Genomic DNA, 26918 nt, shown 5'->3' on the forward strand with positions numbered 1-26918 from the left:
CGCCCTGCGGCGGGCGCCGCCGCCGTACAGTGCAGGGCATGAGCGATCGCATGGTGCTGCATGTGAAGGGGCGGGTGCTCGTCGGCCCGGAGGACGTACGGGACGAGTTGTGGGTCGTCGGCGGCCGGGTCACCTACAGCCGGCCGGTGGCGGCCGCCGACGTCAGGACCGTGACCGGGTGGGCCCTGCCCGGGCTGGTGGACGCCCACTGCCACGTCGGCCTCGACGCCCACGGCGCGGTCGACGCCGAGACCAGCGAGAAGCAGGCCCTCACCGACCGGGACGCGGGCACGCTGCTGATCCGGGACGCCGGGTCGGCGGCGGACACCCGCTGGATCGACGACCGCGACGACCTGCCCAAGATCATTCGGGCGGGCCGGCACATCGCCCGCACCCGCCGGTACATCCGCAACTACGCGCACGAGATCGAGCCGGCGGACCTGGTCGCCTACGTCGCGCGGGAGGCGCGGCGGGGCGACGGCTGGGTGAAGCTCGTCGGCGACTGGATCGACCGCGAGGTCGGCGACCTCAGCGCCTGCTGGCCCCGGGCCGAGGTGGAGGCCGCGATCGCCGAGGCGCACCGGCTGGGCGCCCGGGTCACCGCGCACTGCTTCGCGGAGGACTCCCTGCGGGACCTGGTGGAGGCGGGCATCGACTGCATCGAGCACGCCACGGGGCTGACCGAGGACACGATCCCGCTCTTCGCGGAGCGGGGGGTCGCCATCGTGCCCACGCTCGTGAACATCGCCACGTTCCCGCACCTCGCGGCCGGCGGCGAGGGCAGGTTCCCGCGCTGGGCGGACCACATGCGCCGGCTGCACGCCCGCCGGTACGACACGGTCCGCGCCGCGTACGACGCCGGGATCCCCGTCTTCGTCGGCACGGACGCGGGCGGCTCGCTGGCCCACGGGCTGGTGGCCGAGGAGGTCGCGGAGCTGGTCGCCGCGGGCATCCCGCCCGTGGCCGCGCTGTCCGCGACGAGCTGGGGGCCCGCGCCTGGCTGGGACGCCCCGGCCTGGAGGAGGGCGCCCCGGCGGACCTGGTCGTCTACGACGACGACCCGCGCGCCGACGTCCGCGTGCTGGCCGCACCGCGGCGGGTGGTCCTCAACGGGCGGATCGTCGGGTAGCCCCGGCAGGACCGCCTGGCCCCCCGGGTGGACCGTGCACACCGGAGGCTCTGAAGTGCCTACGGGGCCGAGCGACTCCCGCAGCTCCTGCGGCCCCGGCCCCCGGCTTACCGGCCCACCGGCCCCCGGGCCGCCGACCCCCGGCCCCCGGCGTCACGGACCCCTGGGCGCCCCGCGCGCGGTGCCCCCGGTCGCGCGCAGCACAGCCGGGGCCGCGCCTATGGAGGCATCCGGGCCCTCAGGCGCCGGGGCCCGCGCCCGCGGACGCATCAAGGGCCCGCGCCCGCGGACCCGCGAGGGCACCCGGCCGCGGGCGTCCCCGCGTGCCCCGGCCGGACGGACGGGTCAGCCCGCGTCCTTGGTGAAGAAGGTCAGCCGGGCCCGCTTCTCCACCAGGTGCACCTCGGGCAGGACGACCTCCGGCAGGACCACCTCCGGGCCCAGTTCGAACCCGCTGCGGACCAGCAGCGCGATCGCCTTCTCGTTCGCCGCGTCCGGCTCGGCCACGATCCGCTCGCGGTCCGCCAGCGCGTACGCGGCGAAGGCCTTCACGAGATTGCTGGAGAAGCCCGGTTCGGGAGTGGTCGGCGGGGCCAGCAGCAGGTGCACGCCCAGGTCGCCGGGCCGCACCTCGTAGCACTCGCTGACCCGGTCGGCCTCCGGCTCGTACGTCTGGAACAGCGCGACCGGCACGCCGTCGCGCTCCACCAGGAAGGCGTGGTGCGTCGTGAGCGAGTCCAGGTGCGTGTAGATGTCGCGGACCTCCTCCAGGGTCGCTCCGCACATCCCCCAGAAGCGGGCCCGCTCGGCGGTCACCCACGTGTGCAGCAGCGGGGCGTCGCGGTCCGGGTCCACGGGCACGATCCGGACGGTGCCGAAGCCCTCGACGAACTGCTCGAAGACGGGGGCGGTGGTGGTCATGCGGGTCGCTCCTTGCTGAGGCGGTTCCAGTCGGTGATGACGGGCACCAGCTCGCCGCGCAGCCACAGCGGCAGCTGGTCCCGGTGGTGGGGGTCGCCCGGCACGCCGGAGGCGCCGAACGGCACGACCCACAGGCTGTCCTCGCGGCGGGCGAGGTCCCACACGTAGCGGGCGGCCGGGCCGCGGGCGGCGCGGTCGGTGAGGCCCGGCACGCTGGAGGTGGACAGCACGCAGTCGTGGTCGCCGTCCAGGCCGGGCCACCGGGGCTCGTCCTCCGGGTCGGGCACGGCCGCCCACGGAGCGAGCCGGTGCGTGGCGCCCCAGGGCCCCTCCGGCGGGGCCGCGGCGGCCTCCTCCAGCGCGGCGCGCACGGCGGCCTCCCGGTCGGCGGGCGGCACGGGACCGCTGGTCAGCAGCGTCTCCAGGGCGTACGCGACCCGCGCCGTCAGCGACAGCCACGGCTGGAACAGCGGCGGGTAGGCCGGGGGCGCGGCCAGGTCCGCGAAGACCGGGTGCGCGGCGACGCGGCGCACCACCGCGGCCCGTACGGCGGCGTACAGCGCGGCGTCGGCGCTGTCGGCGTCCATACGGCGGTCCCAGCGCAGCAGCCGGTCGCGCAGGGCCGAGGCCGGCGGGGTGAGCGCGCCGGGGTCCAGTCCGGCCGCGAGCGCGAGCAGCGGGCGGGCGGAGGCCAGCCGGGTGTCGGTGAGCACGGCCCGCATGCCGTCCGCGTCCCAGTCCTCCGACGCGCCCAGCAGCTCCGCGATGCGCCGGGCCCGGTGCGGCGGCGCGAACTCCACGCCCAGGGGCGCGGCGAGCCCGCGCTCGTTCGCCATGACGGCGACACCGTCGACACCGGCCCGGGGAGCGGCTCGTGGCGGCCGCGCCAGGCGTGCCGGGGATCCCAGGCGGGCACGACCCGCAGCAGGTTGGCGCGGTCCCGTACGGGGACGTGGCCGGCGACCCGGTGCAGGGTGCCGCCCCGGGTGTCGGCGGCCTGGACGACGTTGACGGGTTCCACCCACCGGTCGACGGCCCGGTCGATGTCGTCGACGGTCGCCGCGGCGAGCAGCGCGGGCAGCGCGGCGAACCCGAGGTCCCCGGTGACGCGGGGCGGGTAGCGGAGGCTGATCGCGCCCCCGGCGGCGCCTGTGCGGCGCCGCCCGCCGCGGCGTCCCCGCCGGCGTCCCCCGGCAGCGGCGGCGCCCCGGCGGCAGGCCCGCCCGGGGACGCGGATCCGGGCCCGGCGGCGGGGGCGAGCAGCGCGGTGCCCGGCCGGCCGCCGGTCTCCGCCGGAGCCGCCCCGGCACCGGCCGCGGGGATGATCACCGGTCCGCGGTCGGTCTCCACGACCTCCACTGTGACCGGTGCCGCACCCTTGACCTCGACGGTCTCGGTGTGGGCGCGTGCGGGCCGCCAGCCGTCCGGCCCGAGGGCCTCCACCCCGCCGTCAGCGGTGCGGCGCAGCTGCTCCCGGTACAGGTCCTGGTAGTCGGCCATGGCGTTGGTGATGGCCCACGCGACCGTACCCGTGTGCCCGAAGTGGGCGAGGCCGGGCACGCCCGGCACGGCCAGGCCCACGACGTCGTACTGCGGGCAGGCGAGCCGGATCTGCTGGTAGACGCCGGGCGCCTCGATGAACCGGTGCGGGTCGCCCGCGACGAGGGCGGAGCCGGTCGCGGTGCGGGCGCCCGTCACGAGCCAGCCGTTGCTGCCCGAGGTGCCGGGGCCGTCCGTGGCGAAGAGCTCGGCGGAGTCGTCACCGAGGCGGCGGGCGACCTCCTCCCGCCACAGCTTCGTGGGGAAGCCGGCGAAGAGGATGTGGGTCGAGAGCCACACCGCGAGCGGCACCCACGGCTCCCACCCGCCCGGTGCGAGCCCGGTGCGGGCGAACTCCGGGCTGCGGCGGGCCCCTTCGGCCAGTCCGGCGTTGACGCCGTCGACGTACGCGCCGACCCAGGCGCGGGTGTCGCCGTCGAGCCGGTCGAAGCAGCGGCGCGCGGTGTCGGCGAGCCGTGCGCGGCGGGCGAAGACGTCCCACTCGACGGCGTCCGGGCCGAGGAAGGCGGCGGTGGTCCCCTGGGCGCGGTGGCGCTCGACCTCCAGCTGCCAGGCCCGGTCGTGGGCGGTGGTGCGGCCCTGGGCGCGGGCGAGTTCGCGCGGGTCGTCGGCGCGCAGATGCGGGACGCCCCAGGGGTCCCGGTAGACCTCGATGCTCACTCTAGTCCTGATCTCTTTAGGTTAGGCTGACCTAACTTAAAGGACGGTTGTTCGAGAAGCAATCCGCGGAATGCGAACGCGGAGGCGAAGGTGACCCTTTGGGGTGAACTCCCCTTGCGGGGGCCCCGGTTCACCCGTCCGGGGGTCAGGATTCCCGGTGTCCCACGTCACCGCCCCAGGGTGCACACATGTCCCGTGCGCATCCGTTCGGTGACTCATGTCCTTCCCGTGGGGGGATCCACCACCGTGTACCGCACCACCGCCAACCGCCGCCGCACGCCCGCCGCCGCGGCCGCAGTCGCCCTCACCGCGCTCGCCGCCGCTCCCGCCGCGCACGCGACGACCCCGTCCCCGGGTCAGCAGGGCCGCGCCGGCGCCGCCGTCCTGCGCGCCGAGCTCGACGTGTCCCTGCTCGACAAGACCGCACAGGTCCCCGTCCGCGCCACCCTCAACGAAGTCGAGGCCCCCGCCGCCGCCGAGAAGACCGCGCTGACCGTACGGGTCGACGGCGTCGACCGGGGCAGGCGCGTCCACCTGCTGCGCGCCGACGCGGCCCAGGCCGCGGCGACGGCCGACGCCCGGCGCGCCGAGGCGTCGGTGACGCTCGCCCGCGCCCGGGTCCACCTGCCGGGGCTGCCCCTGCTCTCCCTCGTCGAGGCCGAGAAGGCCACCGCCAAGGCCGTCTGCGAGGCCGGTGCCCGGCCCGTCGCCGAAGCGAACCTGCTGGGCCGGGTCACCGTGCTCGGCAAGCGCGTCACGGTCACCCCCGGGGGCCGCAGCACGGTCCGGGTGCCCGGCGTCGGGGAGGTCACCCTGGACCTGTCCGAGCGGACCACCACCTCCGCCACCGCCGCCGCCACCGCGCTGCGGCTGAAGGTCACCGTGAACCCCCTCGACCTGAACGTCGCCGACGTACGGGGCGACGTGACCCTGGCCGAGGCGCACTGCACCGCGCCGGGCGGGCAGGACGCCTCACCGCACCCCTCGGCCCCGGCCGCCAGGCCCGTACAGCCCGCGCACGACACGACCGGGGAGCCCGCAGGCCCGGACGCCGCGGACCCGTCGGAGGCCGCCGCGGCGACGGGCCCGAAGACCCAGTCGGAGGGCGTCGCACCCGCCCGCGCCACGGAAGCCCTCGCCGAGACCGGCGGAGGCTCCCGGGCCCCGTACGTCGTGACGGGCGCCGCGGCCCTCCTCGCGGCGGGCACCACCGCCCTCCTCGTCGCCCGCCGCGCTGCGGCCGGGGCACCCGCGGCTGACGGCGGACCCGGGCAGCGCCGGCGGCACCCTGCCGCCGGCGCTGCCCCGAGCCCCGTAGCCTGCCGCCGGCCCACACGCCGACCACCGCCGGGAGGCACCGGATGACCGCGGCACTGAACCTCTGGCAGCACCGGCTCGGACGGATCCCCGACGCCGTCTGGGAGCGCACCGAGCTCGAAGTCCTCATCCTCGCGGACAACGACCTCACCGAACTCCCGCCCGCCATCGAACGGTTGCACCGCCTCCACACCCTGGACCTCGGCCATAACCGCCTCACGTCGGTGCCGGACGCACTCGGTCGGCTGCCCGCGCTGACCGCCTACCTCTACCTGCACGACAACCGGCTGGCCGACCTGCCGGACGGCCTCGGCGCACTGACCGGCCTGCGCTATCTGAACGTCGGTGAGAACCGGCTCACCGCGCTACCCGGCACGCTGGCCGGGATGACGGGCCTGGTCGAGCTGCGCGCCGCGCACAACCGGCTCGCCGACCTGCCGGACGGCCTCGGCCGGCTGTCCCGGCTCCGCGAACTGCACCTGCGCGGCAACGCCCTGACCAGGCTGCCCGACACCGCCGCGGCCCTCACCGAACTGAGGCTCGCCGACCTGCGGGACAACGCGCTCGGAGAGGTCCCGCCGGCCCTCGCCGGACTGCCCCTGCTGCGCCGCCTCGACCTGCGCGGCAACCGGCTCCGCACGCTGCCCGACTGGCTCGCCGAGCTGCCGTCGCTGGAGAAACTGGACCTGCGGTGGAACGCCGTCGACCCGTCGGCCGCCCCGATCGGCAGCTTGACGGAGCGCGGCTGCGTGGTCCTGACGTGACGGGCGCGGCGGCCTCACCCCGAGGCCGCCGCGCCCGTCACAGGCGCGGGCCGGCCGTCCGGCGACGGGGCTGCTCGGCGAGCGGTGCACGGCGGCCCCCGGGAGGCCGGGCGGGCGGCCCTCCCGGCGGATCAGGGCCGCCCCCATCCGAGCCGACCGCCCGACCCGTACGCCGCCACCGCCTCCACGCCGGGCGGCCCCGACGCCCCGGCCCGCACCGCCGTCGCCGCGGCCCCGGCGCGGGCACCCGTCCCGCAGGACCGCCCGGCCCCGGCGCGGCACCCCGCAGACGCTCAGGCGCCGCCGCGGCCGCCCGTGCAGGGGCCCGCGCAGCCGGCCATCACCAGCGCCTGGTCCAGGGCTTGGAGGAAACGGTTCGTCGTGGCGCGGTCCCGGACCGCCAGCCGCAGCCACTGCGGCCCCAGCCCCGGGAACGTGTCGCCGCGGCGCGCGGCGAAGCCCAGGTCCCGCAGCCGCTCCCGCACCACGTCCGCGCCCTCCACCCGGATCAGCACGAACGGCCCCTCGGCGGCCTCCACCGCCCGGACCTCCTCGAACTCCGCGAGACCGGCCATGAGATGGGCCCGCTCCGCCTCCACCCGCCGCGCGGCCTCCTCCGCCTCCGCCAGCGCCCGCGGCGCCATGCAGGCCTCGGCCGCCACGAGCGCCGGAGTCGACACCGGCCACAGCGGCTGCGCCCGCTCCAGCGCCGCCACCGTCTCCGGCGCCGCGAGCACGTATCCGACGCGCAGCCCCGCCAGGCCCCAGGTCTTCGTCAGGCTGCGCAGCACCACCAGACCGGGCAGGTCCGTACGGCCCGCCAGCGCCTCGCGCTCGCCGCGCACCGCGTCCATGAACGCCTCGTCGACCACCAGCGTCCGCCCCGGCCTGGCCAGTTCGGCGATGACCGCCGCCGGGTGCAGCACCGACGTCGGGTTCGTCGGATTGCCGACCACCACCAGGTCCGCGTCCTGCGGCACCAGCGCGGGATCCAGCCGGAATCCGTCCTCCTCGCGCAGCAGCACCCGCCGCACCTCGTGCCCCGCGTCCCGCAGGGCCGCCTCCGGCTCCGTGAACTGCGGGTGCACCACCACCGGCCGGCGCACCCGCAGGGCCCGCGCCAGCAGCACGAACGCCTCCGCGGCGCCCGACGTCAGCAGGACGTTCCGCACGGGCAGCCCGTGCCGCTCGGCGACCGCCGCCCGCGCGGCCCGCCCGTCGGGGTAGGCGGCCAGACCGGTCAGGGAGTCCGCGATGCGCTGCCGCAGCCACTCCGGCGGAGTGCCCGTACGGACGTTGACGGCGAGGTCCGTCAACTTCTCGTCCCGTACCTCCGCGTCACCGTGGTGCCGCAGGTCGAAACCGCGGCCTTCCGCCTCCGCGCCGTGCCGCGCGTCACCGGAGCCGGGGAAATGTCTGTCGCTGTCTGCGTGGGTGTACATGGCCGCCTGTGGGGATGGGGGGGACAGTGGGGGGTGAGCGCGGCGGACCGACGGCGTCGGCGGCCCACCACGAGGGCCCCGGCTCCGCTTCGGGGGAGCGGAGGCACGGAAGCCATGGTGCTCGGGGCAGCGGATCAGGGCCGCGCCGGTAACCCGAACGCGGCGTCCTCACCGGTGTACCCCGGGCCCCGCACCGGCAACCGCGCCCCGCCGCGCGCCGCCACCGCACACGTCACCCGCGCCCCGGCCCCGTCGCCGGGCACCTGCTTCCGCTTCGGTACGAGGAGGTCGCCCCCGCCCGCCAGCGCCGCGGCCTCGGCCACGGAGGGCGTTCCGGCCGCCGCGCGCGCCGCTCCGACGGGTGCGGCACCACCACCCGCGCCAACTCCTCCGCGGGGCGGCCCCGCAGGGGCACCCCGAGCCGGGCCGCCGCCTCGACCAGCCCCGGCTCGGCCGCCTTGGACGCCACGGTCGCCACCTCGACGACCGCGGCACACGGCAGCCCCGCCTCCCGCAGCACGTCCCGCACCAGCGCCAGCACCTCGTCCGCCGACACGCCCCGCCGGGCGCCCACCCCCACCACCAGCCCCACCGCCCGCGTCACGGCCCGCAGGACCCCACGAACCGCCGGGCCGCCTCCGGGACCGCCGCCCAGTGCGTGTGCAGGTAACTGGCGTGCACCCCGCCCCGCACGAACCCCTCCGCGCGCCGCTCGGGCAGCCGCATCCCCCACGCCGGGGACGGGCCCGCGCCCGGCTCGATCACCGTGCGGTGGAACTCGTGGCCCCGCATCCGCGTCCCGGCCGCCGCGACCGGGCTGTCGTGCAGCGCCACCGCGTCGCGGTAGCCGAGCGTCAGCCGCTCCGACATCCGCGCGTCCGCGTCCAGCACCCCGCACATCGGCTTCCCGTCGAGCGACCGCGCGAGGTACAGCAGCCCCGCGCACTCCGCCGCGACCGGCGCACCCGAACGCGCCAGCTCCGCCACCGCGCCCCGCAGCGCCTCGTTCGCGCTCAGCTCGGGCGCGTACACCTCGGGGAACCCGCCGCCGATCACCAGCCCCCGCGTGCCCGGCGGCAGCGCCTCGTCCCGCAGCGGGTCGAACGCCACCACCTCCGCCCCGGCGGCGGTGAGCAGCCGGCGTGCTCCGCGTACGAGAACGTGAACGCCGCGCCCCCGGCCACGGCCACCACCGGCCGGGCGCCGCCGACGGCCGCCCCCTGCACGGCGGCCCCGGCCGACCAGGGCTCCACGTCCAGCGCGGGAGCGCTGCGCGCCAGCGCGAGCAGCCCCTCCAGGTCGCAGCCCGCCCGCACCTGCGCCGCCTGCGCCCGCACCGCGTCCACCGCGTCCGCGTGCCGCTCCGCCACCGGGACCAGCCCCAGGTGCCGCGACGGCGTCGCCACCGAGGGGGCCCGCCGCAGCACGCCCAGCACCGGCACACCGGACTCCTCCAGCGCCTCCCGCAGCAGGCGCTCGTGCCGGTCCGTGGCGACCTTGTTCAGGATCACCCCGCCGATCCGCACCTGCGGATCCCACGAGGCGAACCCGTGCACCAGCGCCGCCACCGACCGGGACTGCGACGAGGCGTCCACCACCAGCACCACGGGCGCCTTCAGCACCTTCGCCACCTGCGCCGTCGACGCGAGCTCCCCCTCGCCCGCGGCGCCGTCGTACAGGCCCATCACGCCCTCCACCACGGCCAGGTCGCAGCCCGCCGCACCGTGCGCGAACAGCGGCGCCACCAGCTCCGTCCCGCACATGTAGGCGTCCAGGTTCCGCCCCGGGCGGCCGGTCGCCAGCGCGTGGTAGCCCGGGTCGATGTAGTCGGGGCCGACCTTGTGCGGCGACACGGCGAGCCCCCGCTCGGCGAACGCCGCCATCAGCCCGGTCGCGACCGTGGTCTTGCCCGCACCCGACGAGGGCGCGGCGATGACGAGACGGGGAACGGCTACCACTCGATGCCCCGCTGGCCCTTCTGACCCGCGTCCATCGGGTGCTTCACCTTCGACATGTCGGTGACCAGGTCCGCGAAGTCCACCAGCTCCTGCGGCGCGTTGCGGCCCGTGATCACCACGTGCTGCTGCCCCGGCCGGTCCCGCAGCACCTCGACGACCTCCGCCGTGTCCACCCAGCCCCAGTGCAGCAGGTACGCGAACTCGTCCAGCACGTAGAACCGGTACGTCTCGGCGGCCAGGTCGCGCTTGACCTGCTCCCAGCCCTCCCGCGCCTTCTCCTCGTGCGACGGCTCGCCGTCCTTCGGGTCGCGCTGGATCCACGACCAGCCCTCGCCCATCTTGTTCCAGACGACGGTCCCGCCCTTGCCGGTCTCCCCGAGGGCCTTCAGGGCGTTCTCCTCGCCCACCTTCCACTTCGCCGACTTGACGAACTGGAACACCCCGACCGGCCAGCCCTGGTTCCAGGCGCGCAGCGCCATCCCGAAGGCGGCCGTCGACTTCCCCTTGCCGACCCCGGTGTGCACCATCACCAGCGGGCGGTTGCGGCGCTGGCGCGTGGTGAGCCCGTCGTTCGGCACGACGAGCGGCTGTCCCTGCGGCACTATGCGGCCCTCCTTGTTGTACGAGCGTCCTTGACCAGCCCGGCGATGGCGTCCGCCCGCAGCTCGTCCAGCGTCACGGCGGTACCGCCCAACTGCGCTGCCAGCTCGGCCGCGAGGCCCAGCCGCACCGGCCCGGTCTCGCAGTCCACCACCACCGAAGCGGTGCCCTCGGCGGCGTGCAGCCCCGCCGCACGGGCGGCCAGCCGCAGCGGCTCCACACCGCCCGTGGCCCGCCCGTCCGTGACGACCACCAGCAGCGGCCGCCGCGCCGGATCCCGCAGCCGCTCCACCCGCAGCACGTCGTGCGCCTTCAGCAGCCCTTCCGACAGGGGCGTGCGCCCCCCGGTGGGCAGCTGCTCCAGGCGCGCCGCCGCCGCGTCCACCGACGAGGTCGGCGGCAGCGCCAGCTCCGCGCCGCGGCCCCGGAACGTCACCAGCCCCACCTTGTCCCGCCGCTGGTACGCGTCCATCAGCAGCGACATGACGGCGCCCTTCACGGCGCCCATCCGCTGCCGGGCCGCCATCGACCCGGAGGCGTCCACCACGAACAGCACGAGGTTCCCCTCGCGGCCCTCCCGCACCGCCTGGCGCAGGTCGTCGCGGCGCACCACGAGCCCCGGGCCCGACCGGCCGCGGCTGCGCTGGTGCGGGGCGGCGGCCTGCACGGTCGCCGCCAGGTGCAGCTTCGTCAACGCGCCCCGGGGGCGGTGCGCCCCGGTGGTGCGGCCGTGCTCGGTGCGGGCCCGCGAGCGGCGCCCGGCTGCCCCGTCACCCAGGCCGGGGACGGTGAGCACCTTCGTACGGAACGGCTCGGCGGCCTTGGCGGGAGCCTGCTCAGGAGCCGGAGCCGGAGCCGGGGCCGGGCCGGGGAGGGGCGGCGCCGGGGGCCGGGGAGTCCTCGGGCCGCTCCCCGGACTGCTCCTGCTGCTGCCCGTCCTGCCCCGCGTCGGGCCCCTGCGGCTGCGGAGGGACCCCACCGCCCCCACCGCCGCCGTCGGGGCCGCCTTCCGGGCCCTCCGGGTCCGGCTCGGGCCCGTCGTCCCCGCCGCCGAACTCCTCCAGCGTCTCGTCCAGCTTCGTCTCGTCCAGCCCCGGCGCGTCGAAGGGGTTGCGTCGCCGCCGGTGCGGCAGCGCGAGCAGCGCCGCCTGCCGCACGTCCTCGACGGTCACGTCCGTGCGCCCCGCCCAGGCCGCCAGCGCCGTCGCGGTCCTGGCCATCACGATGTCGGCGCGCATGCCGTCCACCTCGAACGCCGCGCACGTGGCCGCGATCCGGCGCAGCGCGCCGTCGCCCAGCACCACCTGCGGCAGCAGCGCCCGCGCGGCCGCGATCCGCTCCCGCAGGGCGGCCTCCTCGCCCGCCCAGCGCGCGGCGAACGCGGCCGGGTCGTCGTCGTACGCGAGCCGCCGCCGCACCACCTCCACCCGCTGCTCCGGGTCCCGGGACGCAGCCACCTCCACGGTCAGCCCGAACCGGTCCAGCAACTGGGGCCGCAGCTCGCCCTCCTCGGGGTTCATCGTCCCGACGAGCAGGAACCGGGCGGCGTGCCGCACGGAGACGCCTTCGCGCTCGACGTGGGAGGCGCCCATGGCGGCGGCGTCCAGCAGCAGGTCCACGAGGTGGTCGTGCAGGAGATTGACCTCGTCGACGTACAGGATCCCCCGGTGCGCCTGCGCGAGCAGCCCCGGCTCGAACGCCTTCACGCCTTCCGCGAGGGCCCGCTCGATGTCCAGCGCCCCGACGAGCCGGTCCTCGGAGGCCCCGACGGGCAGCTCGACCAGGCGCGTCGGGCGGGCAACGCCCGCCCCGGGCTCGTGGGGCCCGTCGGGGCACTCCGGGTCCGGCCCGCCGGGCGCGCAGGAGAAGCGGCAGCCCGGGACGGTGTCCATCGCGGGCAGCAGGGCCGTCAGCCCGCGCACGACCGTCGACTTGGCGGTGCCCTTCTCACCCCGTACGAGCACACCGCCGATGCTCGGTGAGACGGCGTTGAGCAGCAGGCTCAGCCGCATGTCGTCCATGCCGACGACGGCGGTGAACGGGTAGGGAACCGAGGCCATTAGCGGATACCCCTTTCCAGGGAACTGCTGCGATCGGACGTGTCTGTGCGGTGGTGCCGGGGCCGGGCGGAGCGGTGCCCGCCGGGCAGGCGGGAGCGGCCCGCCCCCGGCGCCCGGCTCGTGCGCGGCCGCGGCCCGGCACCCGCGCCCGCGGGGGCGGCCGCGCCGGGGGTGCTCACGGCGCCCCCGGGGCGATGAACGGCAGCCCGCCCGGCGGCCCCGACTCGATGAGCTTCCACAGCGCGTCGGTGTCCGCGTGCCGCTCGATGAGGTCGCCGAGCCGGTCCAGCTGCTCCTCCCGCAGGGCCGCGAAGGACGTGTCGGGCGCCGGGACGAAGCGCCGCCCGGCCGCCGCGGCGACCTCCCGCAGGAACGCCCGGCGGAAGCCGTCGCTCTCCAGCGACCCGTGCCAGTGCGTCCCCCACACGGCACCGACCCGGCACCCGTCGAGGAACGCCTCCCCGCCCCGTACGTCGGCGACGCCGTGGTGGATCTCGTAGCCCTCCACCGGCTCGCCCAGGGCCTCGCCCACAGGCCGCGCGAGGGTCTTCTCGGGCGCGAAGCGCACCCGCACCGGCAGCAGCCCCAGCCCCGCGACCTCGCCGGCCCGGGACTCGACGTCGTCATGGATGTGCTCGCCCAGCACCTGGAACCCGCCGCAGACGCCCAGCACCGGCCGCCCCTCGGCGGCGCGCCGCACCAGTGCGTCCGCCAGGCCCCGCTCCCGCAGCCACGCGAGCGCCTTCACCGTGCCGCGGGTGCCCGGCACGACCACGAGGTCCGCGTCGGCCAGCTCCTCCGGCCGGTCCACGAACCGCACGATCACGCCCGGTTCGGCGGCCAGCGCGTCCACGTCCGTGAAGTTGGACATCAGCGGCACGGCGCACACCGCGACGCGCAGCACGTCCTCGCCGACCGGCGGCGCCACGACCGACTCGCGCACCGCGCCGCGCAGCGAGACCCGCAGCCCGTCCTCCTCGTCGATGCCGAGCCCGTGCGCGTACGGCAGCACGCCGAAGGCCCGGCGGCCCGTCAGGTCGCGCAGCATGTCCAGCCCCGGCTCCAGCAGGGTGACGTCCCCGCGGAACTTGTTGACGAGGTAGCCCGCCACCAGCTCCTGGTCCTCGGCGGCCAGCAGCGCCGTCGTGCCGAAGAACTGCGCGAAGACCCCGCCCCGGTCGATGTCGCCCACCACGAGCACCGGCAGCCGGGCGGCCCGCGCGATGCCCATGTTCACGATGTCGTTGCGCCGAAGGTTGATCTCGGCGGGGCTGCCCGCGCCCTCGCAGACCACGGCGTCGTGCGTGGCGCGCAGCTCTTCCAGGCACTCCACGACCGTGCCGAACAGCGCCTGCTGCCGGCCTCCGTGGTAGCCGCGCGCGCTCAGCTCGCCCACGGGCCTGCCCATCAGCACGACCTGGCTGGACCGGTCGCTGCCGGGCTTCAGCAGCACCGGGTTCATCAGGGCGCTCGGCTCCACCCGGGCGGCCTGCGCCTGCATGGCCTGGGCGCGTCCGATCTCGGCGCCCTCCCGGGTCACGTACGAGTTGAGGGACATGTTCTGCCCCTTGAACGGCGCGACCTTCACGCCCTGCCGGACCAGCCAGCGGCAGATGCCGGCCGTCACGACGCTCTTGCCCGCGTCGGAGGTCGTCCCCGCGACGAGCAGCCCCCCACCCCTCATGAAGCCCTCCGCTTCCGCTTCCACGCGCCGACCGCCAGCCGCCCGGCGGCGCAGGCCACCAGCGCCAGCCCGCTCACCCGACGGGACAGCCGCACCGCCCGCTCGACGTCCGCCACGTCGACGGCCCTCCCCTGCCCGTTGAGGACCGGCCGGTGCTCGACCCGCCCCCCGTACGAGAGGGTGCCCCCGAGCCGTACGCCCAGCGCGCCGGCGAACGCCGCCTCCACGGGGCCCGCGTTGGGGCTCGGGTGGCGGCCCGCGTCCTCGCGCCAGGCCCGGACGGCTCCGCGCCGGTCGCCGCCCGCGACGGCGGCGAGCGCGGCCGTCAGCCGGGCCCCGGGCCAGCCGGCCACGTCGTCGAGCCGCGCCGACGCCCAGCCGAAGCGGCGGTAGCGCGCCGACTTGTGGCCGACCATCGCGTCCAGGGTGTTGACCGCCCGGAAGGCGACGAGCCCGGGCACGCCGCCGACCGCGCCCCACACGAGGGCGCCCACCACGGCGTCGGAGGTGTTCTCGGCGACGGACTCCACGACGGCCCGGGCGATGCCGGGCCCGTCGAGGTGCTGCGGGTCGCGTCCGCACAGGTGCGGCAGCCGCTCCCGCGCCACCTCCAGGTCCCCGGCGGCGAGGGCGCCGGCGACGGCGCGGGCCTCGCGCCCCAGGGTGGTGCCGCCGACGACGGCCCACACGGTGGCGGCGGTCAGTGCGGCGGAGGCGGTGCCGCTGCCGCGCACGGCGCGCGCGGCGAGGGCGGCACCCGCGGCGGCACCACCGGCGCACACCGCGGTGTGCAGCGCGCCCCAGCCGCGGTGGTCGCGCCACAGCGCGCCCTCCACGGCACCGGCGGCCCGCCCGAAGACGGCGACGGGATGGCCGCGGCGCGGATCGCCGAGCAGCAGGTCGGCGAGCAGCCCGGCGGCGGCGCCGTACGCGAAGACTCGATCAGCGCGCATGGGCTCAGCCGTCCGATACGCCTCGCCGACGGCCGGCTGGGAGGGGTCTCGGTGTACGCGCGACGGGGCCGGTCATGGCGGCATGTCCTCACTCAGGGTCCGCGCCCTGGCTCGACGGAACCGGCGGTGAGAGTTCCTGGCTCCCGGCCGCGTCCGTCGGGACGGACTGCGCCGGTGACAGTGGCGGGACCGCGCCGGATTCTCACCGGCTTCCTCTGCTGCCGCCGTAGATGGCTGGGGCAGTCCACCACGCTCCGCGAAGGCCCGTCAACTCACTCTTGACCTGCGGCGGGACAGTGTGCCGAGCCCCACAGAAACGGCCGGCCGGCCGCACCCGCGGGGGGTGCGGCCGGCCGGCCGTGAAGCGAGCGGGCCTGCTCAGGCCACGATCAGATAGATGCCGTAGGCGATGGCCGCCGTGCACAGCGCGAAGCAGGCGTACGCGCCGGTGCGCGCCAGGGCGGCGGAACCGCCATGGGTCGCGGTCTGCTGCTTCGACAGGCCGACGAGGCCCAGGACGAAGAGCCCGACGAGAGCGACGGTGGCGACGAGCCCCACGCCGAAGACGGAACCGAGGGCTACCCAGTCGATGTTCATGCCGTTGCCGATCTTTCCTTACACCGCGGCCGTGGGGGCCGCGTCGGCGGCCTTGGCCGGGGCCGGGGCCGGGATGGTGGTCTTGAGGGCGTCGTCGCCGTCCTCGGCCGGCGTGCCGGCGGGCGGCGGGGAGACGGCCGCGATGGCGGTGGTGACGACACCGGCGGGGTCCTCGGCGGGCGCCTGGTCCGTGCCGTCCACGTCGTTGACGTTGGTGTGGTCGACGACCTGCCGGCGGGAGTACAGCCAGATGCCGGTGCTGGAGACCACGAGGAAGCCGGCCACGACGGCGATGCCCCAGTCGCCCTGGCGGGCGACGAGCTCGGCGAGCGCGGCGACCAGGCCGGCGGCCGGCAGGGTCAGGCCCCACGCGACGAACATGCGGGTGGCCGTGGACCAGCGGACCACGCCGCCCTTGCGGCCGAGGCCCGCGCCCATCACCGCGCCGGAGCAGACGTGCGTGGTGGAGAGGGAGAAGCCCAGGTGGGAGGAGGCCAGGATCACGGTCGCCGCGCCGGTCTGGGCGGCGAAGCCCTGCTGCGGCTGGAGGTCGGTGAGGCCCTTGCCCATGGTGCGGATGATGCGCCAGCCGCCCAGGTAGGTGCCGAGGGCGATGGCCAGGCCGGCCGAGACGATGACCCACATCGGCGGGTTGGAGCCGGGCGCCAGGGCGCCGCCGGCGACCAGGGCGAGGGTGATGATGCCCATCGTCTTCTGGGCGTCGTTGGTGCCGTGGGCGAGGGACACGAGGCCTGCGGAGGCGATCTGGCCGGCCTTGTAGCCCTTGCGGCCCGTCTCGGCGTCGATGTTCGCGCCGATCCTGTACGTGAACCGGGCGGCGACCAGGGAGGCGACGCCGGCGACGAGCGGGGCGGCCAGGGCCGGGATGAGGACCTTGGTGAGGACGACGCCGCCGTTGACGCCGCTGATGCCGATCGAGGCGACGGTGGCACCGATCAGACCGCCCATGAGGGCGTGCGAGGAGCTGGAGGGGAGGCCGACCAGCCAGGTCAGCAGGTTCCACAGGATCGCGCCCACGAGCGCGGCGAGGATGACCTCGGGCTGGATCCCGGTCTCGTCGACGAGTCCCTTGGAGATCGTCTTGGCGACCTCCACGGACAGGAACGCACCCACCAGGTTGAGAACGGCCGACATGGCCACGGCCGCCTTGGGCCGCATCGCACCGGTCGAGATGGTGGTGGCCATCGCGTTGGCGGTGTCGTGGAAACCGTTCGTGAAATCGAACACGAGGGCTGTCACGATCACGATCGCGAGCAGCAGCGTGATGTGTTCCATTTACCCAGGCAATCGTTTGGCGTCAGTAGCCCGCCGACCGTAGGCAACCTGGGTGAACGGAAGGTGAACTGGGAAGGGCTTCACGGTGTCTCAACCCGTGGAACGGAGTTCCGGTTACGCACCCGTCCGCCCGAATGTCCCGGACTCCCCAGTGCTGACGGGCTTGTGCGCTTCCTCCGTCGAACAGCGCGACCCCCGCGGAGGCCCGGAACGAGACGTGCGTCACCTTCTCTCCGACGCGCTCCGCACGGCATGATCGGCCCATGGCGAGCAGCACGCACGGACCACCGCACGAGGACCCCGCGCTGCGGGGCGCCTGGGACGCCCTGGTGGCCACCGCGCGCAGGACCGTCGCCGACGGGCTGGTCGTCGGCACCTCCGGCAACGTCTCCGTACGCGTCGGCGACCTGGTCCTCGTCACCCCGACCGGAGTGCCCTACGACCGCCTGGCCCCGGACGACGCCCTGGCCGTCGACCTGGACGGCCGCCGGGTGCGCGGCACCCTCGCGCCGACCAGCGAACTGCCGCTGCACCTGGCGCTCTACCGCGCCACCGGCGCCGGCGCGGTGGTGCACACCCACGCCGTCCACGCCACCGCCGTCTCCACCCTCGTCGACGAGCTGCCGCCCATCCACTACATGACCGCCGCGCTCGGCGGCCCCGTCCGCGTCGCCCCGTACGCGCTCTACGGCACCCCGCAGCTCGCCGACGGCATGCTGACCGCCCTGGCCGGCGGCCGCACCGGCTGCCTGCTGCGCAACCATGGCGCCGTCACCTACGGCGCGACCCTGGAGCAGGCGTACGACCGCACGGCCCAGCTGGAGTGGATGTGCAGGGTGTGGCTCGCCGCCACGGGGCCGGGCGGCCGGGCCCCGACCCTCCTCACCCCGGGCGAGCTCTCCGAGGCCGCCGCCAAACTCCACGGCTACGGCCAACCGCACTGACCGACCCTTCCCCGCCGCCACCCTCCACGACCCGCCCTCATGCGGCACCCGCCTTCCACCCGGCCCCCGCTTCCACCCGGCCCCCGCTTCCACCCGGCCCCCGCTTCCGCCCGGCCCCCGCTTCCGCCCGGCCCCCGCTTCCGCCCGGCACCCGCCGCGCCCGGCACCCGCCGCGCCCGGCCCCCGCTTCCACCCGGCCCCCGCTTCCGCCCGGCCCCCGCTTCCACCCGGCCCCCGCTTCCGCCCGGCACCCGCCGCGCCCGGCCCCCGCGCGGGGGCGCCGCGCTCGGCTCGGGCCCGTGGGGCACTGCTCAGGCGCCCGATCCCGGCCGGCCCCCTGCGCCCCGCCCGCGGGCTCCCCGTGTGGCGGTACCCGCCCGGCCGCCCCCTGCGCCCCCGCCCGCAGGTGCCCCGTGTGGCGGTACCCGCGGTCGGCTCGGGCCTGCGGCCGGGGCCCGCGGGGCACTACCTGGGCACCCGCTCCCGGGAGGCCCCCGCGCATCCCTGCTCTGCAGGCCCCGCGCGGGCGCCGCGCTCGGCGCGGGCGCATAGGGCACTGCTCAGGCACCTGATCCCGGCCGGCCCCCTGCGCGCCCCAACCCGCGCGCTCCCCGTGTGGCCGTACCCGCGGTCGGCCCGGGCCCGCGGCCGGGGCCCCTGGGGCAGGGGCCGCGCGGCGCACCGACGGTACGGCGCCGTGCCCGCCTGCGAGCCCGGTCCGCTGCGGCGGGGGTGCACTGTGCGGGGATCAGGGAGGGAGGCCGTCCGCCCCCGGCTCGGCAGGTCCCCCTGGGGCCGCCCGTGCTGCGGACCCGCCGTGTCCGATCCGGCCCGGAGGCCGTGGCCGCATCGCCTGCTGGACCCCGCGGGCGCCTGGGCGGCGGTGGTGGCGCTGAGGCCGCCGGGATGCCGGCCGCCGCTGCCCGCCTCGCGGGGCCTGCCTGCGGCCGGAGGGCCGGGCACGCTCGCCTGCGGGCGCTGGCATCAGGGTCCTGCCGAACACGGCGGGCTGCGCCGGGCGCGCACGCCTGCGGGCGGGCCTCGCGCGCCCGCCCCTGGGCGGCGACCGAGGTCCGCCGCGGTGGCGCGGCGGGCTCCGCTGCCGCCCGCCGCGGCGGGGCCCGCGGACGAGGGGGCCGCGCGGACGGCCGGAACGCCGGAAGCCGGCCGGCACACCCCCGTCACCGCCCGCCGCGCCCACGGGGTGCCGGCCCGGCGGTCGGGCGGATCGTTCCGGAGCCGGGGCACCGCCACGGCGGCCGACCGCGCGCCCCCGGCGTTCCGCGGGCCGTGCGGGCCAGGGAAGCGGCGCGGGCACCTGCGGGTGGGGCCAGGATGCGGCAGGGCCGCACCGCGCGGACCCGGGGCGCCGGAACCGCCGGCAGGCGCACACCCCGCGGCCTCCGCGGGCGGCTGCGGAAGGCGGCGGGACCGGGCCGGGCGGGCGGCGCCGCGAAGCGCGGGAGCACCCGGCGCCGCGGTCCCGCTGGCAGGCGCCCGCGCGGGTGCGGACACTGGAACGATGCGCCCGGCTACAGCGACGGCGACCGCCGTCACCTCGGTCCTCGGTCTCGGCGCGGCCACGGTCGCCGCAGGCCGCTACGCGAGCGGCATCGCGCTCACACCCCGCCCCGGCCACCCGCTGCCCGGCGAGCCGCGCCTCACCGTGCACGCCGCCGGACCCGGCCGTATCGCCCTGACCCGCACCCTCGCCTCCCTCAGACCCGGCGTCTACGGCCTGGACGGCCCGGGCGTCCACGCCGTCGTCGGCCCGGTCCTCGACCAGGTGCCGCACGCCCCCGACACCGTCGTGCGCCGACTGGAACGCGTCGAGCGCGGATTCCTCGACGCCGGATCCCGCGTCCGCCTCACCCCCCTGCTCCACACCGGGGACCCCTCCTCCGCGCTCGGCCTCGACCACCGGGACCTCGACGTGCCCGGCGACCTCGGCCCGCTTCCCGCCTGGTACGTCCCGGGCCCCCGCTCCACCTGGGTCGTCGCCGTCCACGGCCTCGGCACCACCCGCGAGCACACCCTGAACCTGCTCGGCTTCCTCGCCGACCGGCGGCTCCCCGTTCTCGCCGTCTCCTACCGCGGCGACCCGGGGGCGCCCCGCCCCGCCGACGGACTGGCCCACCTCGGCGACTCCGAATGGCGCGACGTCGACGCCGCCCTCCGCTACGCCGTCCGGCACGGAGCCCGACGCGTCATCCTCTACGGCTGGTCCAGCGGCGCCGCCATGGCCCTGCACACCGCCGCCCGCAGCTCCCTGCGCGACCGGGTCAGCGGCCTGGTGCTGGACTCGCCGGTCCTGGACTGGGAGGCCACCGTGCGGGCCCTCGCCGCCGCCCGCCGGGTGCCGGCCGCCCTGCTCCCGCTCGCCGTACGCGCCGCCCAGGGCAGGCTCGGCCGGGACGGCGACACCCTCGCGGACGCGGCCGACCCCCGCGCCCTGCGGGTGCCGGTGCTCGTCTTCCACGGGCCCGACGACCACCTCGCGCCCTGGGACGCCTCCCGCGCCCTCGCCGCCCGCCGCCCCGGGCTCGTCACCCTCCGGACCGTCCGGCACGCCCCCCACGGCGCGATGTGGAACGCCGACCCCGACCGCTACGAGGAGGCCCTGCGCCGCTTCCTCGTGCCACTGGTCTGACACCGCACCCGCACACCCCGCGCACGGGCCCCGCACGCCCCGTCCCCACCGCCCCCGCCCGGCGACCGGCCGGTTCCGTTTGGGCTTTCGGCCTGTCAACGGGAAGACTGCCCCCGTGACGTCTCGAAAGCCTGATGAGCAACTGGCGCGCAACTCCAGACTCCGACTCGTCCGACCGAGGGCGCTGGCGACGGCCCGGCGGGCCGTGGCCACCCGGCGCACCAGGCCGGCGCCGCGCCCCCGGAGGGGACGCCGCCCCGGCAGGAACTCGCCCGTCAGGCCCGTCGGGTCCTCGCGGACGCCGTCCGCGTCGCCCACTGGGCCGCCGAGCACCGCGGCCGCGTCACCGAACCGACCTCCGCCACCGAGCGGGAACGGGCCGCCGAAGCGCTCGACCTGACACCGGCGCAGGTGCGGGTCGCGTGGGACCGGGCCCGCCTCGCCGGCCTCGTCGAGCTGCACGGCGACACCGCCCGCCCCGGCTGGCGCCTGCGCGCCTGGGACAGTGACGACTCCGCCGCCCTGCGCGGCTGGGTCGCGCTCCTGGACGCCTGGTCCCTCGCCCACCCGGCACCCCGGGACGCCGAGCCCGCGGCGGTCGCCGAGGTGGTGGAGGCGGTCCCGCAGGTGCTGTCCCTCCTCCAGCTGTCCGCCGGCCCCGTGCCCGTGCCGGCCCTGCTGGACCTGCTGGGGCAGCGCGTCGCCGAACTGCGCGAGCAGCGCTGCGAGGTCCCGTACGGCCCGGTGCAGGACGCCCCCGCCCGCCTCGGGCCGCCCGGCGCGGAGGCGCAGGACGTGCTCGCGGGGCTGCTCGACTGGGCGCTGGACGGCCTGGCCGCCGTGGGTGCCCTGACCCTCGGCGAGGGGCACGCCACGCTCACCCCGCTCGGCAACTGGGCGGTGTGGGTCAAGCTGGAGCAGATCTGCGTCGCCGCCCAGAGCCCCGCCGGGCACATCGAGCAGTCCGCCGAGGACATGCTGCGCGGCTGCGCCCGCCTCACGCCCGGACCCGCCCGCGACGAGTACCGCGCCTGGCTCGCCGCACGGCCCGCCGGCAGCGCCGTCACCGAAGCTGCTCGCCGTCGCCCGCGGCGACGACGCCCTCCTGCGCGGCCTCGCCTTCGAGGCGCTCCGCGTTGTCGGCGGCGCCGCCGAGACCGAGGTCAGGGCCGCCGCCGCGGAGCCCGCCCTGCGCCCCTACGTGCTGCTGTGGCTGGCCGAGCACGACGGCGCCGACCCGGACGAGGCCGCGGAGGTGCTCACCCGGGAGGAGGCCACCTGGCTGTGGGTCGACACCGCGGCCGCGGTCGTCGACCACGGCGAGAGCGACCTGCTCGTGCGCCACCTGGAGTCGGCCGTGCAGGGCACCGTCCCCGCGCTGCTCGACGAGGTGCGCGCGGTCGGCCACCCCCGGACCGTGCAGGTCCTGGTCGCCCTGGCCGCCGCCCACCCGGACCCGGCCCTCGCCAAGGCGCTGCGCCGCGCGGCCTTCCAGGTGCACACGGGAGGCGTCTGACCGGCCGGCCGCTACCCCGCCGCGCCGGGGGTGTACGTCCCGAAGCTCCAGACGTTGCCCTCGGCGTCCCGCGCCATGTAGTCCCGCGAGCCGTAGTCCTGGTCGGTCGGCGGCATGAGGATCTCGACCCCGTGCCGCACGGCTCCGGCGTGGTGCGCGTCCACGTCCTCCACGACCACGTACACCCCGGTCGGGCCCCCGCCCGCCATGGCCCGCGCGAAGACGCCGTCGCCGCCCCTGCTGCCCAGCATCACCGTCCCGTTGCCGTAGGACAGCTCCGCGTGGACGACCCGGCCGTCCTCGTCCTCGTACAGGCTCCGCCGGGTGAAGCCGAACGCCTCCGTCAGCGTCTCGACGGCGGCCTTCGCGTCGTCGTACAGGACCGTCGGGTAGATACTCGGTGCGGTGCTCATGCCGATCCCCTCACTGAAGGAGCCTCCCGCCGCATCCCTGGCGATGTGACGTGGATCTCACCTGCCGTCAGTCTGGCACCTCCCACTGACAACCGGTGGCCGGACGCGGCGCACCCCCGGCCTGCGCCGCCTGCGGCAGCCTGGCCGCGGAAGGCCGTTCCGGCGCCCCCAGGGCCGGGGCGCGGGCCGGAAAAGCAGTTGCATGTGCCCGTTAGACTGGCCCGTATGGCCATTCTCCCTGCGCATTAGACGGCGTCGAAGCCACCGCGCCCGCGCGAGCCGCGCACTCTGCCGTCCTTCCGCCGTCCACCCGCCCTGGAGTCTGTCCGTGATCACCGCCACCGGCCTCGAGCTGCGCGCCGGCGCCCGCGTCCTCATCGAGAACGCGTCCTTCCGTATCGCCAGGGGCGACCGCATCGGCCTCGTCGGCCGCAACGGCGCGGGCAAGACCACGCTGACCAAGTGCCTCGCCGGCGAGGGCATCCCCGCCGCGGGCGCCATCGCCCGCTCCGGGCAGGTCGGCTACCTCCCGCAGGACCCGCGCACCGGCGACCTCGACGTGCTGGCCCGCGACCGCATCCTCTCCGCCCGCGGCCTCGACGTCCTCATCCGCAAGATGCGGCAGAACGAGGAGCGCATCGCCACCGGCAAGGGCTCCACCCGCGAGAAGGCGCTGAAGCAGTACGAGCGGCAGGAGACCGAGTTCCTCACCAAGGGCGGGTACGCCGCCGAGGCCGAGGCGTCCACCATCGCCGCCGCCCTCGGACTGCCCGACCGGGTGCTCGGCCAGCCGCTGCACACCCTCTCCGGCGGTCAGCGCCGCCGGATCGAGCTGGCCCGGATCCTCTTCTCGGACGCCGACACGCTGCTGCTGGACGAGCCCACCAACCACCTGGACGCCGACTCGATCACCTGGCTGCGGGACTACCTGAAGACCTACCGCGGCGGCTTCGTGGTCATCTCCCACGACGTCGACCTTGTCGAGACGGTCGTCAACAAGGTGTTCTACCTGGACGCCAACCGCTCCGTGATCGACGTCTACAACATGGGCTGGAAGCTCTACCAGCGCCAGCGCGAGGACGACGAGAAGCGCCGCAGGCGGGAGCGGCAGAACGCCGAGAAGAAGGCCGCCGCCCTCAACGCCCAGGCCGACAAGATGCGCGCCAAGGCCACCAAGACCGTCGCCGCGCAGAACATGGCACGGCGTGCCGAGAAGCTGCTCGCCGGCCTGGAGGAGGCGCGCCAGTCCGACAAGGTCGCCAAGCTGCGCTTCCCCGAGCCCGCACCCTGCGGCAAGACCCCGCTCATGGCGGAGGGCCTGTCCAAGTCGTACGGCTCGCTGGAGATCTTCACCGACGTCGACCTGGCCATCGACAAGGGGTCGCGGGTCGTGATCCTCGGCCTCAACGGCGCCGGCAAGACGACGCTGCTGCGGCTGCTGGCCGGCGTGGAGCAGCCCGACACCGGCCGGGTCAGCCCCGGCCACGGACTGAAGCTGGGCTACTACGCCCAGGAGCACGAGACGCTGGACCCCGACCGCACCGTCCTGGAGAACATGCGCTCCGCCGCCCCCGACCTGGACCTGGTCGAGGTGCGCAAGGTCCTCGGATCGTTCCTGTTCTCCGGCGACGACGTCGACAAGCCCGCCGGGGTGCTGTCCGGCGGCGAGAAGACCCGCCTCGCCCTGGCCACCCTGGTGGTCTCCTCCGCCAACGTCCTCCTCCTCGACGAGCCGACGAACAACCTGGACCCGGCCAGCCGCGAGGAGATCCTCGGCGCGCTGCGCACCTACAAGGGCGCGGTCGTCCTCGTCACGCACGACGAGGGCGCCGTGGAGGCCCTCCAGCCGGAGCGCATCATCCTGCTTCCCGACGGCGTCGAGGACCTGTGGGGCGCGGACTACGCCGACCTGGTCTCCCTCGCCTGACCGCCTGACCGCCCGGTAGCCGGATCGGCAGCCCGGGAGCCGGCGGAACGGGGCAGCCGGCGGAACGGGGGAGCCGGCGGAACGGCGCCGGGCGGGGCCTGGCGGGGCCTGGGCGGAGCGGCCCACCACAAGGGCCTCACCGTCCCCGCGCGAGGCGGTGATCGTCCCCCTCTGGATCATTCGGCGGAGCCGTGATCCATCATCTGAGTGAGGCGATCTCATATTGCGGCGTGGCATCCCGCCGATTTTCCGGTGCGGGCGCCACGCCGCACGCCTCTTTCCGGTGCCCCCCTGACCTGGCACTTCACCGAGCCGTACCCGGCGCATCCGGCAATCCGTACGGAAGGGACGCCGCCGCCCGCGGCGATCTCGTGTCACAGACCTTGTCGAATGGCTGGCCATGTGGCCCCGGAGGGGTGATCATGAGAAGACCAGAGCGCACTTCCCATGAGGAGGCACGGGTGGCCGAGACTCTGAAGAAGGGCAGCCGGGTGACCGGCGCCGCGCGCGAGAAGCTCGCGGCAGACCTGAAGAAGAAGTACGACGCCGGTGTGAGTATCCGGGCTTTGGCCGAGGAGACGGGCCGGTCCTACGGATTCGTCCACCGGATGCTCACCGAGGCCGGAGTCACGCTGCGCGGACGCGGCGGAGCGACGCGAGGCAAGAAGGCGCCCGCTCCGCCGGCCTGATCCCGCAGGACGACTCGTCGACACGGCGCCCACTGGTTCCGGCGGGAGCCGCCCGGTCGACCCCGGGGCGTGCGGCCGAGGCCGTTTCGCCCAGACGGTCGACCGGGTGGTTACCGTGCAGTAATTTGTCGGTCGGGGCGGCAGGCGTGCGCAGCAGGTCCGCACTGCGGACCGGGTGCGCACGGCGCTGCCCTCCGATCGCTCTGCACCGGACCCGGAGGCCCGTATGACCTCGCTCGACCCTGCCCTCGACGTACTCGACAAGGACGGTGTACGGCTCACCGTCGAGGACGCCGTCGCCACGGTGACCCTCACCTGCCCCGGCAAGCGCAACGCCCAGTCGCCCGCGATGTGGCGCGCGCTGACCGAGGCGGGGCGCATGCTGCCGGGCAGCGTCCGGGTCGTCGTGCTGCGCGGTGAGGGCAAGTCGTTCTCCGCCGGCCTCGACCGGCAGGCGTTCACCCCCGAGGGCTTCGACGGCGAGCCGTCGTTCCTCGACCTGGCGCGCGGCTCCGACGCGGAGCTGGACGCCGTCATCGCCGAGTACCAGGAGGCGTTCACCTGGTGGCGCCGCAACGACCTCGTGTCCGTCGCGGCCGTCCAGGGCCACGCCATCGGTGCCGGGTTCCAGCTCGCCCTCGCCTGCGACCTGCGGGTCGCCGCGCAGGACGCGCAGTTCGCGATGCGCGAGACCAGCCTCGGCCTGGTGCCCGACCTGACGGGCACCCACCCGCTGGTCACCGCGGTCGGCTACGCCCGCGCCCTGGAGATCTGCGCCACGGGCCGCTTCGTGCACGCCGACGAGGCCGAGCGGATCGGCCTCGCCAACCTCGTCGTGCCCCGCGAGGACCTCGACGCCGCCGCGCGCGACCTCGCCGCCGCGCTGCTCGCCGCCCCCGGGACGCCGTCATCGAGACCAAGGCCCTGCTGCGGGGCGCCGCCGAGCGCACGTACGAGGAGCAGCGCGTCGCGGAGCGCGCCGCCCAGGCCCGCCGCCTGCGCGACCTCGCGGGCCTTGCGGACTGACCGGACACGGCAGGGCTGCGGCGGCGCCCCGTCGCAGAGGCAGCGCGGGCGCCGGGTCAGAAGCCGTGCCGGGCGCCGCCGTCGACCGGGAGCATCACGCCCGTGACGTACGACGCGGCGGGCGACAGCAGGAAGGCGGCCGCCCGGCCGAACTCCTCGGGGGTGCCGTACCGGCGCAGCGGGACCTTCGCCTCCGACGCGGCCCTGGCCGCCGCCGGGTCGCCCGACAGCGCGTCCAGCTCCCGTACCCGGTCCGTGTCGATGCGGCCCGGCAGCAGGCCCACGACCCGGATGCCCTGCGGCCCCACCTCGTTCGCCAGCGACTTGGCGAAGCCCGCCAGCCCGGGGCGCAGCCCGTTGGAGATGGTCAGGCCCGGGATCGGTTCGTGCACGGAACCCGACAGCACGAAGCCGATCACGCCCCCCTCGGGCAGCGCTGCCGCCGCCGCCCGGGCCAGCCGCACCGCTCCGAGGAACACCGACTCGAAGGCCGCCCGCCACTGGTCGTCCGTGTTGTCCGCCGCCCACCCGGGGGCCGGGCCGCCCACGCTGATCAGAACGCCGTCGAAGCCCCCAAAGCGGCTGCGGGCCGTCCCGATCAGCGTGTCGGCGGCCGCCGGGTCGGCGTTGTCCGCGGCCACGCCGACCGCCGCCGGGCCCAGCTCGGCGGCCGCGGCCTCGGCCGCCTGCGCGTCCCGCGACGAGACGACGAGCCTCGCCCCCTCCGCCGCCAGGGCCCGCGCCGAGGCGCGCCCCAGGCCGCGGGACGCGCCCGTCACGACGTACACACGGTCCTTCAGTCCAAGATCCAT

Annotated in this window: 14 protein-coding genes, 7 pseudogenes and 1 riboswitch; of the genes and pseudogenes, 9 read left to right on the top strand and 12 right to left on the bottom strand. The window is 76.5% G+C overall.

Annotated elements, in window-relative coordinates; genetic code table 11:
* Nucleotides 1–38: 38 nt before the first annotated feature.
* Nucleotides 39–1129: pseudogene (locus L6E17_RS14615) on the top strand (amidohydrolase family protein).
* A 345-nt stretch (nucleotides 1130–1474) separates the two neighbouring features.
* Here the strand turns inward: L6E17_RS14615 and L6E17_RS31480 are convergent.
* Nucleotides 1475–4270 (bottom strand): annotated as a pseudogene (locus L6E17_RS31480) (GNAT family N-acetyltransferase).
* Nucleotides 4271–4498: 228 nt separating this feature from the next.
* Here L6E17_RS31480 and L6E17_RS14635 point away from each other — a divergent pair.
* Nucleotides 4499–5635, top strand: coding sequence for an SCO1860 family LAETG-anchored protein (locus L6E17_RS14635; RefSeq protein ID WP_236241215.1), 1137 nt, complete (start codon nucleotides 4499–4501; stop codon nucleotides 5633–5635).
* Nucleotides 5632–6351, top strand: coding sequence for a leucine-rich repeat domain-containing protein (locus L6E17_RS14640; protein ID WP_236241216.1), 720 nt, complete (start codon nucleotides 5632–5634; stop codon nucleotides 6349–6351). The genes L6E17_RS14635 and L6E17_RS14640 overlap by 4 nt, the downstream gene beginning before the upstream one ends.
* 293 nt (nucleotides 6352–6644) lie before the next feature.
* On the opposite strand, the gene cobC is transcribed toward L6E17_RS14640, so the two are convergent.
* From cobC to L6E17_RS14685, 9 genes and pseudogenes are all read right to left on the bottom strand, one after another.
* Nucleotides 6645–7793: an Rv2231c family pyridoxal phosphate-dependent protein CobC gene (gene cobC / locus L6E17_RS14645; RefSeq protein ID WP_236241217.1), complete on the bottom strand. Its 1149-nt coding sequence runs from the start codon at nucleotides 7791–7793 to the stop codon at nucleotides 6645–6647.
* 134 nt (nucleotides 7794–7927) lie between these two features.
* Nucleotides 7928–8397, bottom strand: a pseudogene (locus tag L6E17_RS14650) (cobalamin biosynthesis protein).
* Nucleotides 8394–9751: pseudogene (locus L6E17_RS14655) on the bottom strand (cobyrinate a,c-diamide synthase). The pseudogenes L6E17_RS14650 and L6E17_RS14655 overlap by 4 nt, the downstream one beginning before the upstream one ends.
* Nucleotides 9745–10353, bottom strand: coding sequence for a cob(I)yrinic acid a,c-diamide adenosyltransferase (cobO, locus tag L6E17_RS14660; protein WP_071275200.1), 609 nt, complete (start codon nucleotides 10351–10353; stop codon nucleotides 9745–9747). The pseudogene L6E17_RS14655 and the gene cobO overlap by 7 nt, the downstream one beginning before the upstream one ends.
* Nucleotides 10353–12411, bottom strand: a pseudogene (locus tag L6E17_RS14665) (putative cobaltochelatase). The gene cobO and the pseudogene L6E17_RS14665 overlap by 1 nt, the downstream one beginning before the upstream one ends.
* Before the next feature lie 175 nt (nucleotides 12412–12586).
* Complete coding sequence (locus L6E17_RS14670; protein ID WP_236241218.1) at nucleotides 12587–14095, bottom strand: cobyric acid synthase; 1509 nt, start codon at nucleotides 14093–14095, stop codon at nucleotides 12587–12589.
* The gene (locus L6E17_RS14675) at nucleotides 14092–15048 is read right to left on the bottom strand and encodes a cobalamin biosynthesis protein (protein WP_236241219.1); all 957 of its coding nucleotides are present in this window, start codon (nucleotides 15046–15048) and stop codon (nucleotides 14092–14094) included. Before L6E17_RS14675 ends, L6E17_RS14670 begins: the two co-directional genes overlap by 4 nt.
* 130 nt (nucleotides 15049–15178) lie before the next feature.
* Nucleotides 15179–15265: riboswitch (cobalamin riboswitch) on the bottom strand.
* Nucleotides 15266–15426: 161 nt separating this feature from the next.
* Nucleotides 15427–15645, bottom strand: a complete 219-nt coding sequence (locus tag L6E17_RS14680; protein ID WP_236241220.1) for a hypothetical protein — start codon at nucleotides 15643–15645, stop codon at nucleotides 15427–15429.
* Between the two features lie 18 nt (nucleotides 15646–15663).
* The gene (locus tag L6E17_RS14685) at nucleotides 15664–16941 is read right to left on the bottom strand and encodes an inorganic phosphate transporter (RefSeq protein WP_236241221.1); all 1278 of its coding nucleotides are present in this window, start codon (nucleotides 16939–16941) and stop codon (nucleotides 15664–15666) included.
* A gap of 263 nt (nucleotides 16942–17204) precedes the next feature.
* Between L6E17_RS14685 and L6E17_RS14690 the strand changes: the two genes are divergently transcribed.
* From L6E17_RS14690 to L6E17_RS14700, 3 genes and pseudogenes are all read left to right on the top strand, one after another.
* A complete protein-coding gene (locus L6E17_RS14690; RefSeq protein ID WP_236241222.1) occupies nucleotides 17205–17885 on the top strand; it encodes a class II aldolase/adducin family protein in 681 nt (226 codons plus the stop codon).
* Nucleotides 17886–19407: 1522 nt separating this feature from the next.
* Nucleotides 19408–20535 carry an alpha/beta hydrolase gene (locus tag L6E17_RS14695; RefSeq protein WP_236241223.1) on the top strand — a complete coding sequence of 376 codons (1128 nt, stop codon included), beginning with the start codon at nucleotides 19408–19410 and terminating at the stop codon, nucleotides 20533–20535.
* A 205-nt stretch (nucleotides 20536–20740) separates the two neighbouring features.
* Nucleotides 20741–22051: pseudogene (locus tag L6E17_RS14700) on the top strand (hypothetical protein).
* A gap of 11 nt (nucleotides 22052–22062) precedes the next feature.
* On the opposite strand, the gene L6E17_RS14705 reads toward L6E17_RS14700, so the two are convergent.
* Nucleotides 22063–22464, bottom strand: a complete 402-nt coding sequence (locus L6E17_RS14705; protein ID WP_236241224.1) for a VOC family protein — start codon at nucleotides 22462–22464, stop codon at nucleotides 22063–22065.
* A 328-nt stretch (nucleotides 22465–22792) separates the two neighbouring features.
* On the opposite strand from L6E17_RS14705, the gene L6E17_RS14710 reads away from it, so the two are divergent.
* From L6E17_RS14710 to L6E17_RS14720, 3 genes and pseudogenes are all read left to right on the top strand, one after another.
* On the top strand, nucleotides 22793–24391 hold the full coding sequence (locus L6E17_RS14710; RefSeq protein WP_236241225.1) for an ABC-F family ATP-binding cassette domain-containing protein: 1599 nt from the start codon (nucleotides 22793–22795) through the stop codon (nucleotides 24389–24391).
* Between the two features lie 461 nt (nucleotides 24392–24852).
* Nucleotides 24853–25080, top strand: a complete 228-nt coding sequence (locus tag L6E17_RS14715; protein WP_071275231.1) for a helix-turn-helix domain-containing protein — start codon at nucleotides 24853–24855, stop codon at nucleotides 25078–25080.
* Between the two features lie 226 nt (nucleotides 25081–25306).
* Nucleotides 25307–26106, top strand: a pseudogene (locus L6E17_RS14720) (enoyl-CoA hydratase/isomerase family protein).
* A gap of 56 nt (nucleotides 26107–26162) precedes the next feature.
* On the opposite strand, the gene L6E17_RS14725 reads toward L6E17_RS14720, so the two are convergent.
* The gene (locus tag L6E17_RS14725; RefSeq protein WP_236241226.1) at nucleotides 26163–26918 is read right to left on the bottom strand and encodes an SDR family oxidoreductase; all 756 of its coding nucleotides are present in this window, start codon (nucleotides 26916–26918) and stop codon (nucleotides 26163–26165) included.

This window comes from Streptomyces sp. CC228A (assembly GCF_021390935.1).
Classification (GTDB): Bacteria; Actinomycetota; Actinomycetes; order Streptomycetales; family Streptomycetaceae; genus Streptomyces.

What these genes read in the sequence shown, in the direction of transcription:
- L6E17_RS14695 (WP_236241223.1), top strand. Translation starts at nt 19,408, where the DNA reads ATGCGCCCGGCTACAGCGACGGCGACCGCCGTCACCTCGGTCCTCGGT.
- L6E17_RS14685 (WP_236241221.1), bottom strand. Translation starts at nt 16,941, where the DNA reads ATGGAACACATCACGCTGCTGCTCGCGATCGTGATCGTGACAGCCCTC.
- L6E17_RS14705 (WP_236241224.1), bottom strand. Translation starts at nt 22,464, where the DNA reads ATGAGCACCGCACCGAGTATCTACCCGACGGTCCTGTACGACGACGCG.
- L6E17_RS14690 (WP_236241222.1), top strand. Translation starts at nt 17,205, where the DNA reads ATGGCGAGCAGCACGCACGGACCACCGCACGAGGACCCCGCGCTGCGG.
- L6E17_RS14675 (WP_236241219.1), bottom strand. Translation starts at nt 15,048, where the DNA reads ATGCGCGCTGATCGAGTCTTCGCGTACGGCGCCGCCGCCGGGCTGCTC.
- L6E17_RS14640 (WP_236241216.1), top strand. Translation starts at nt 5,632, where the DNA reads ATGACCGCGGCACTGAACCTCTGGCAGCACCGGCTCGGACGGATCCCC.
- L6E17_RS14725 (WP_236241226.1), bottom strand. Translation starts at nt 26,918, where the DNA reads ATGGATCTTGGACTGAAGGACCGTGTGTACGTCGTGACGGGCGCGTCC.
- cobC (WP_236241217.1), bottom strand. Translation starts at nt 7,793, where the DNA reads ATGTACACCCACGCAGACAGCGACAGACATTTCCCCGGCTCCGGTGAC.
- L6E17_RS14680 (WP_236241220.1), bottom strand. Translation starts at nt 15,645, where the DNA reads ATGAACATCGACTGGGTAGCCCTCGGTTCCGTCTTCGGCGTGGGGCTC.
- L6E17_RS14670 (WP_236241218.1), bottom strand. Translation starts at nt 14,095, where the DNA reads ATGAGGGGTGGGGGGCTGCTCGTCGCGGGGACGACCTCCGACGCGGGC.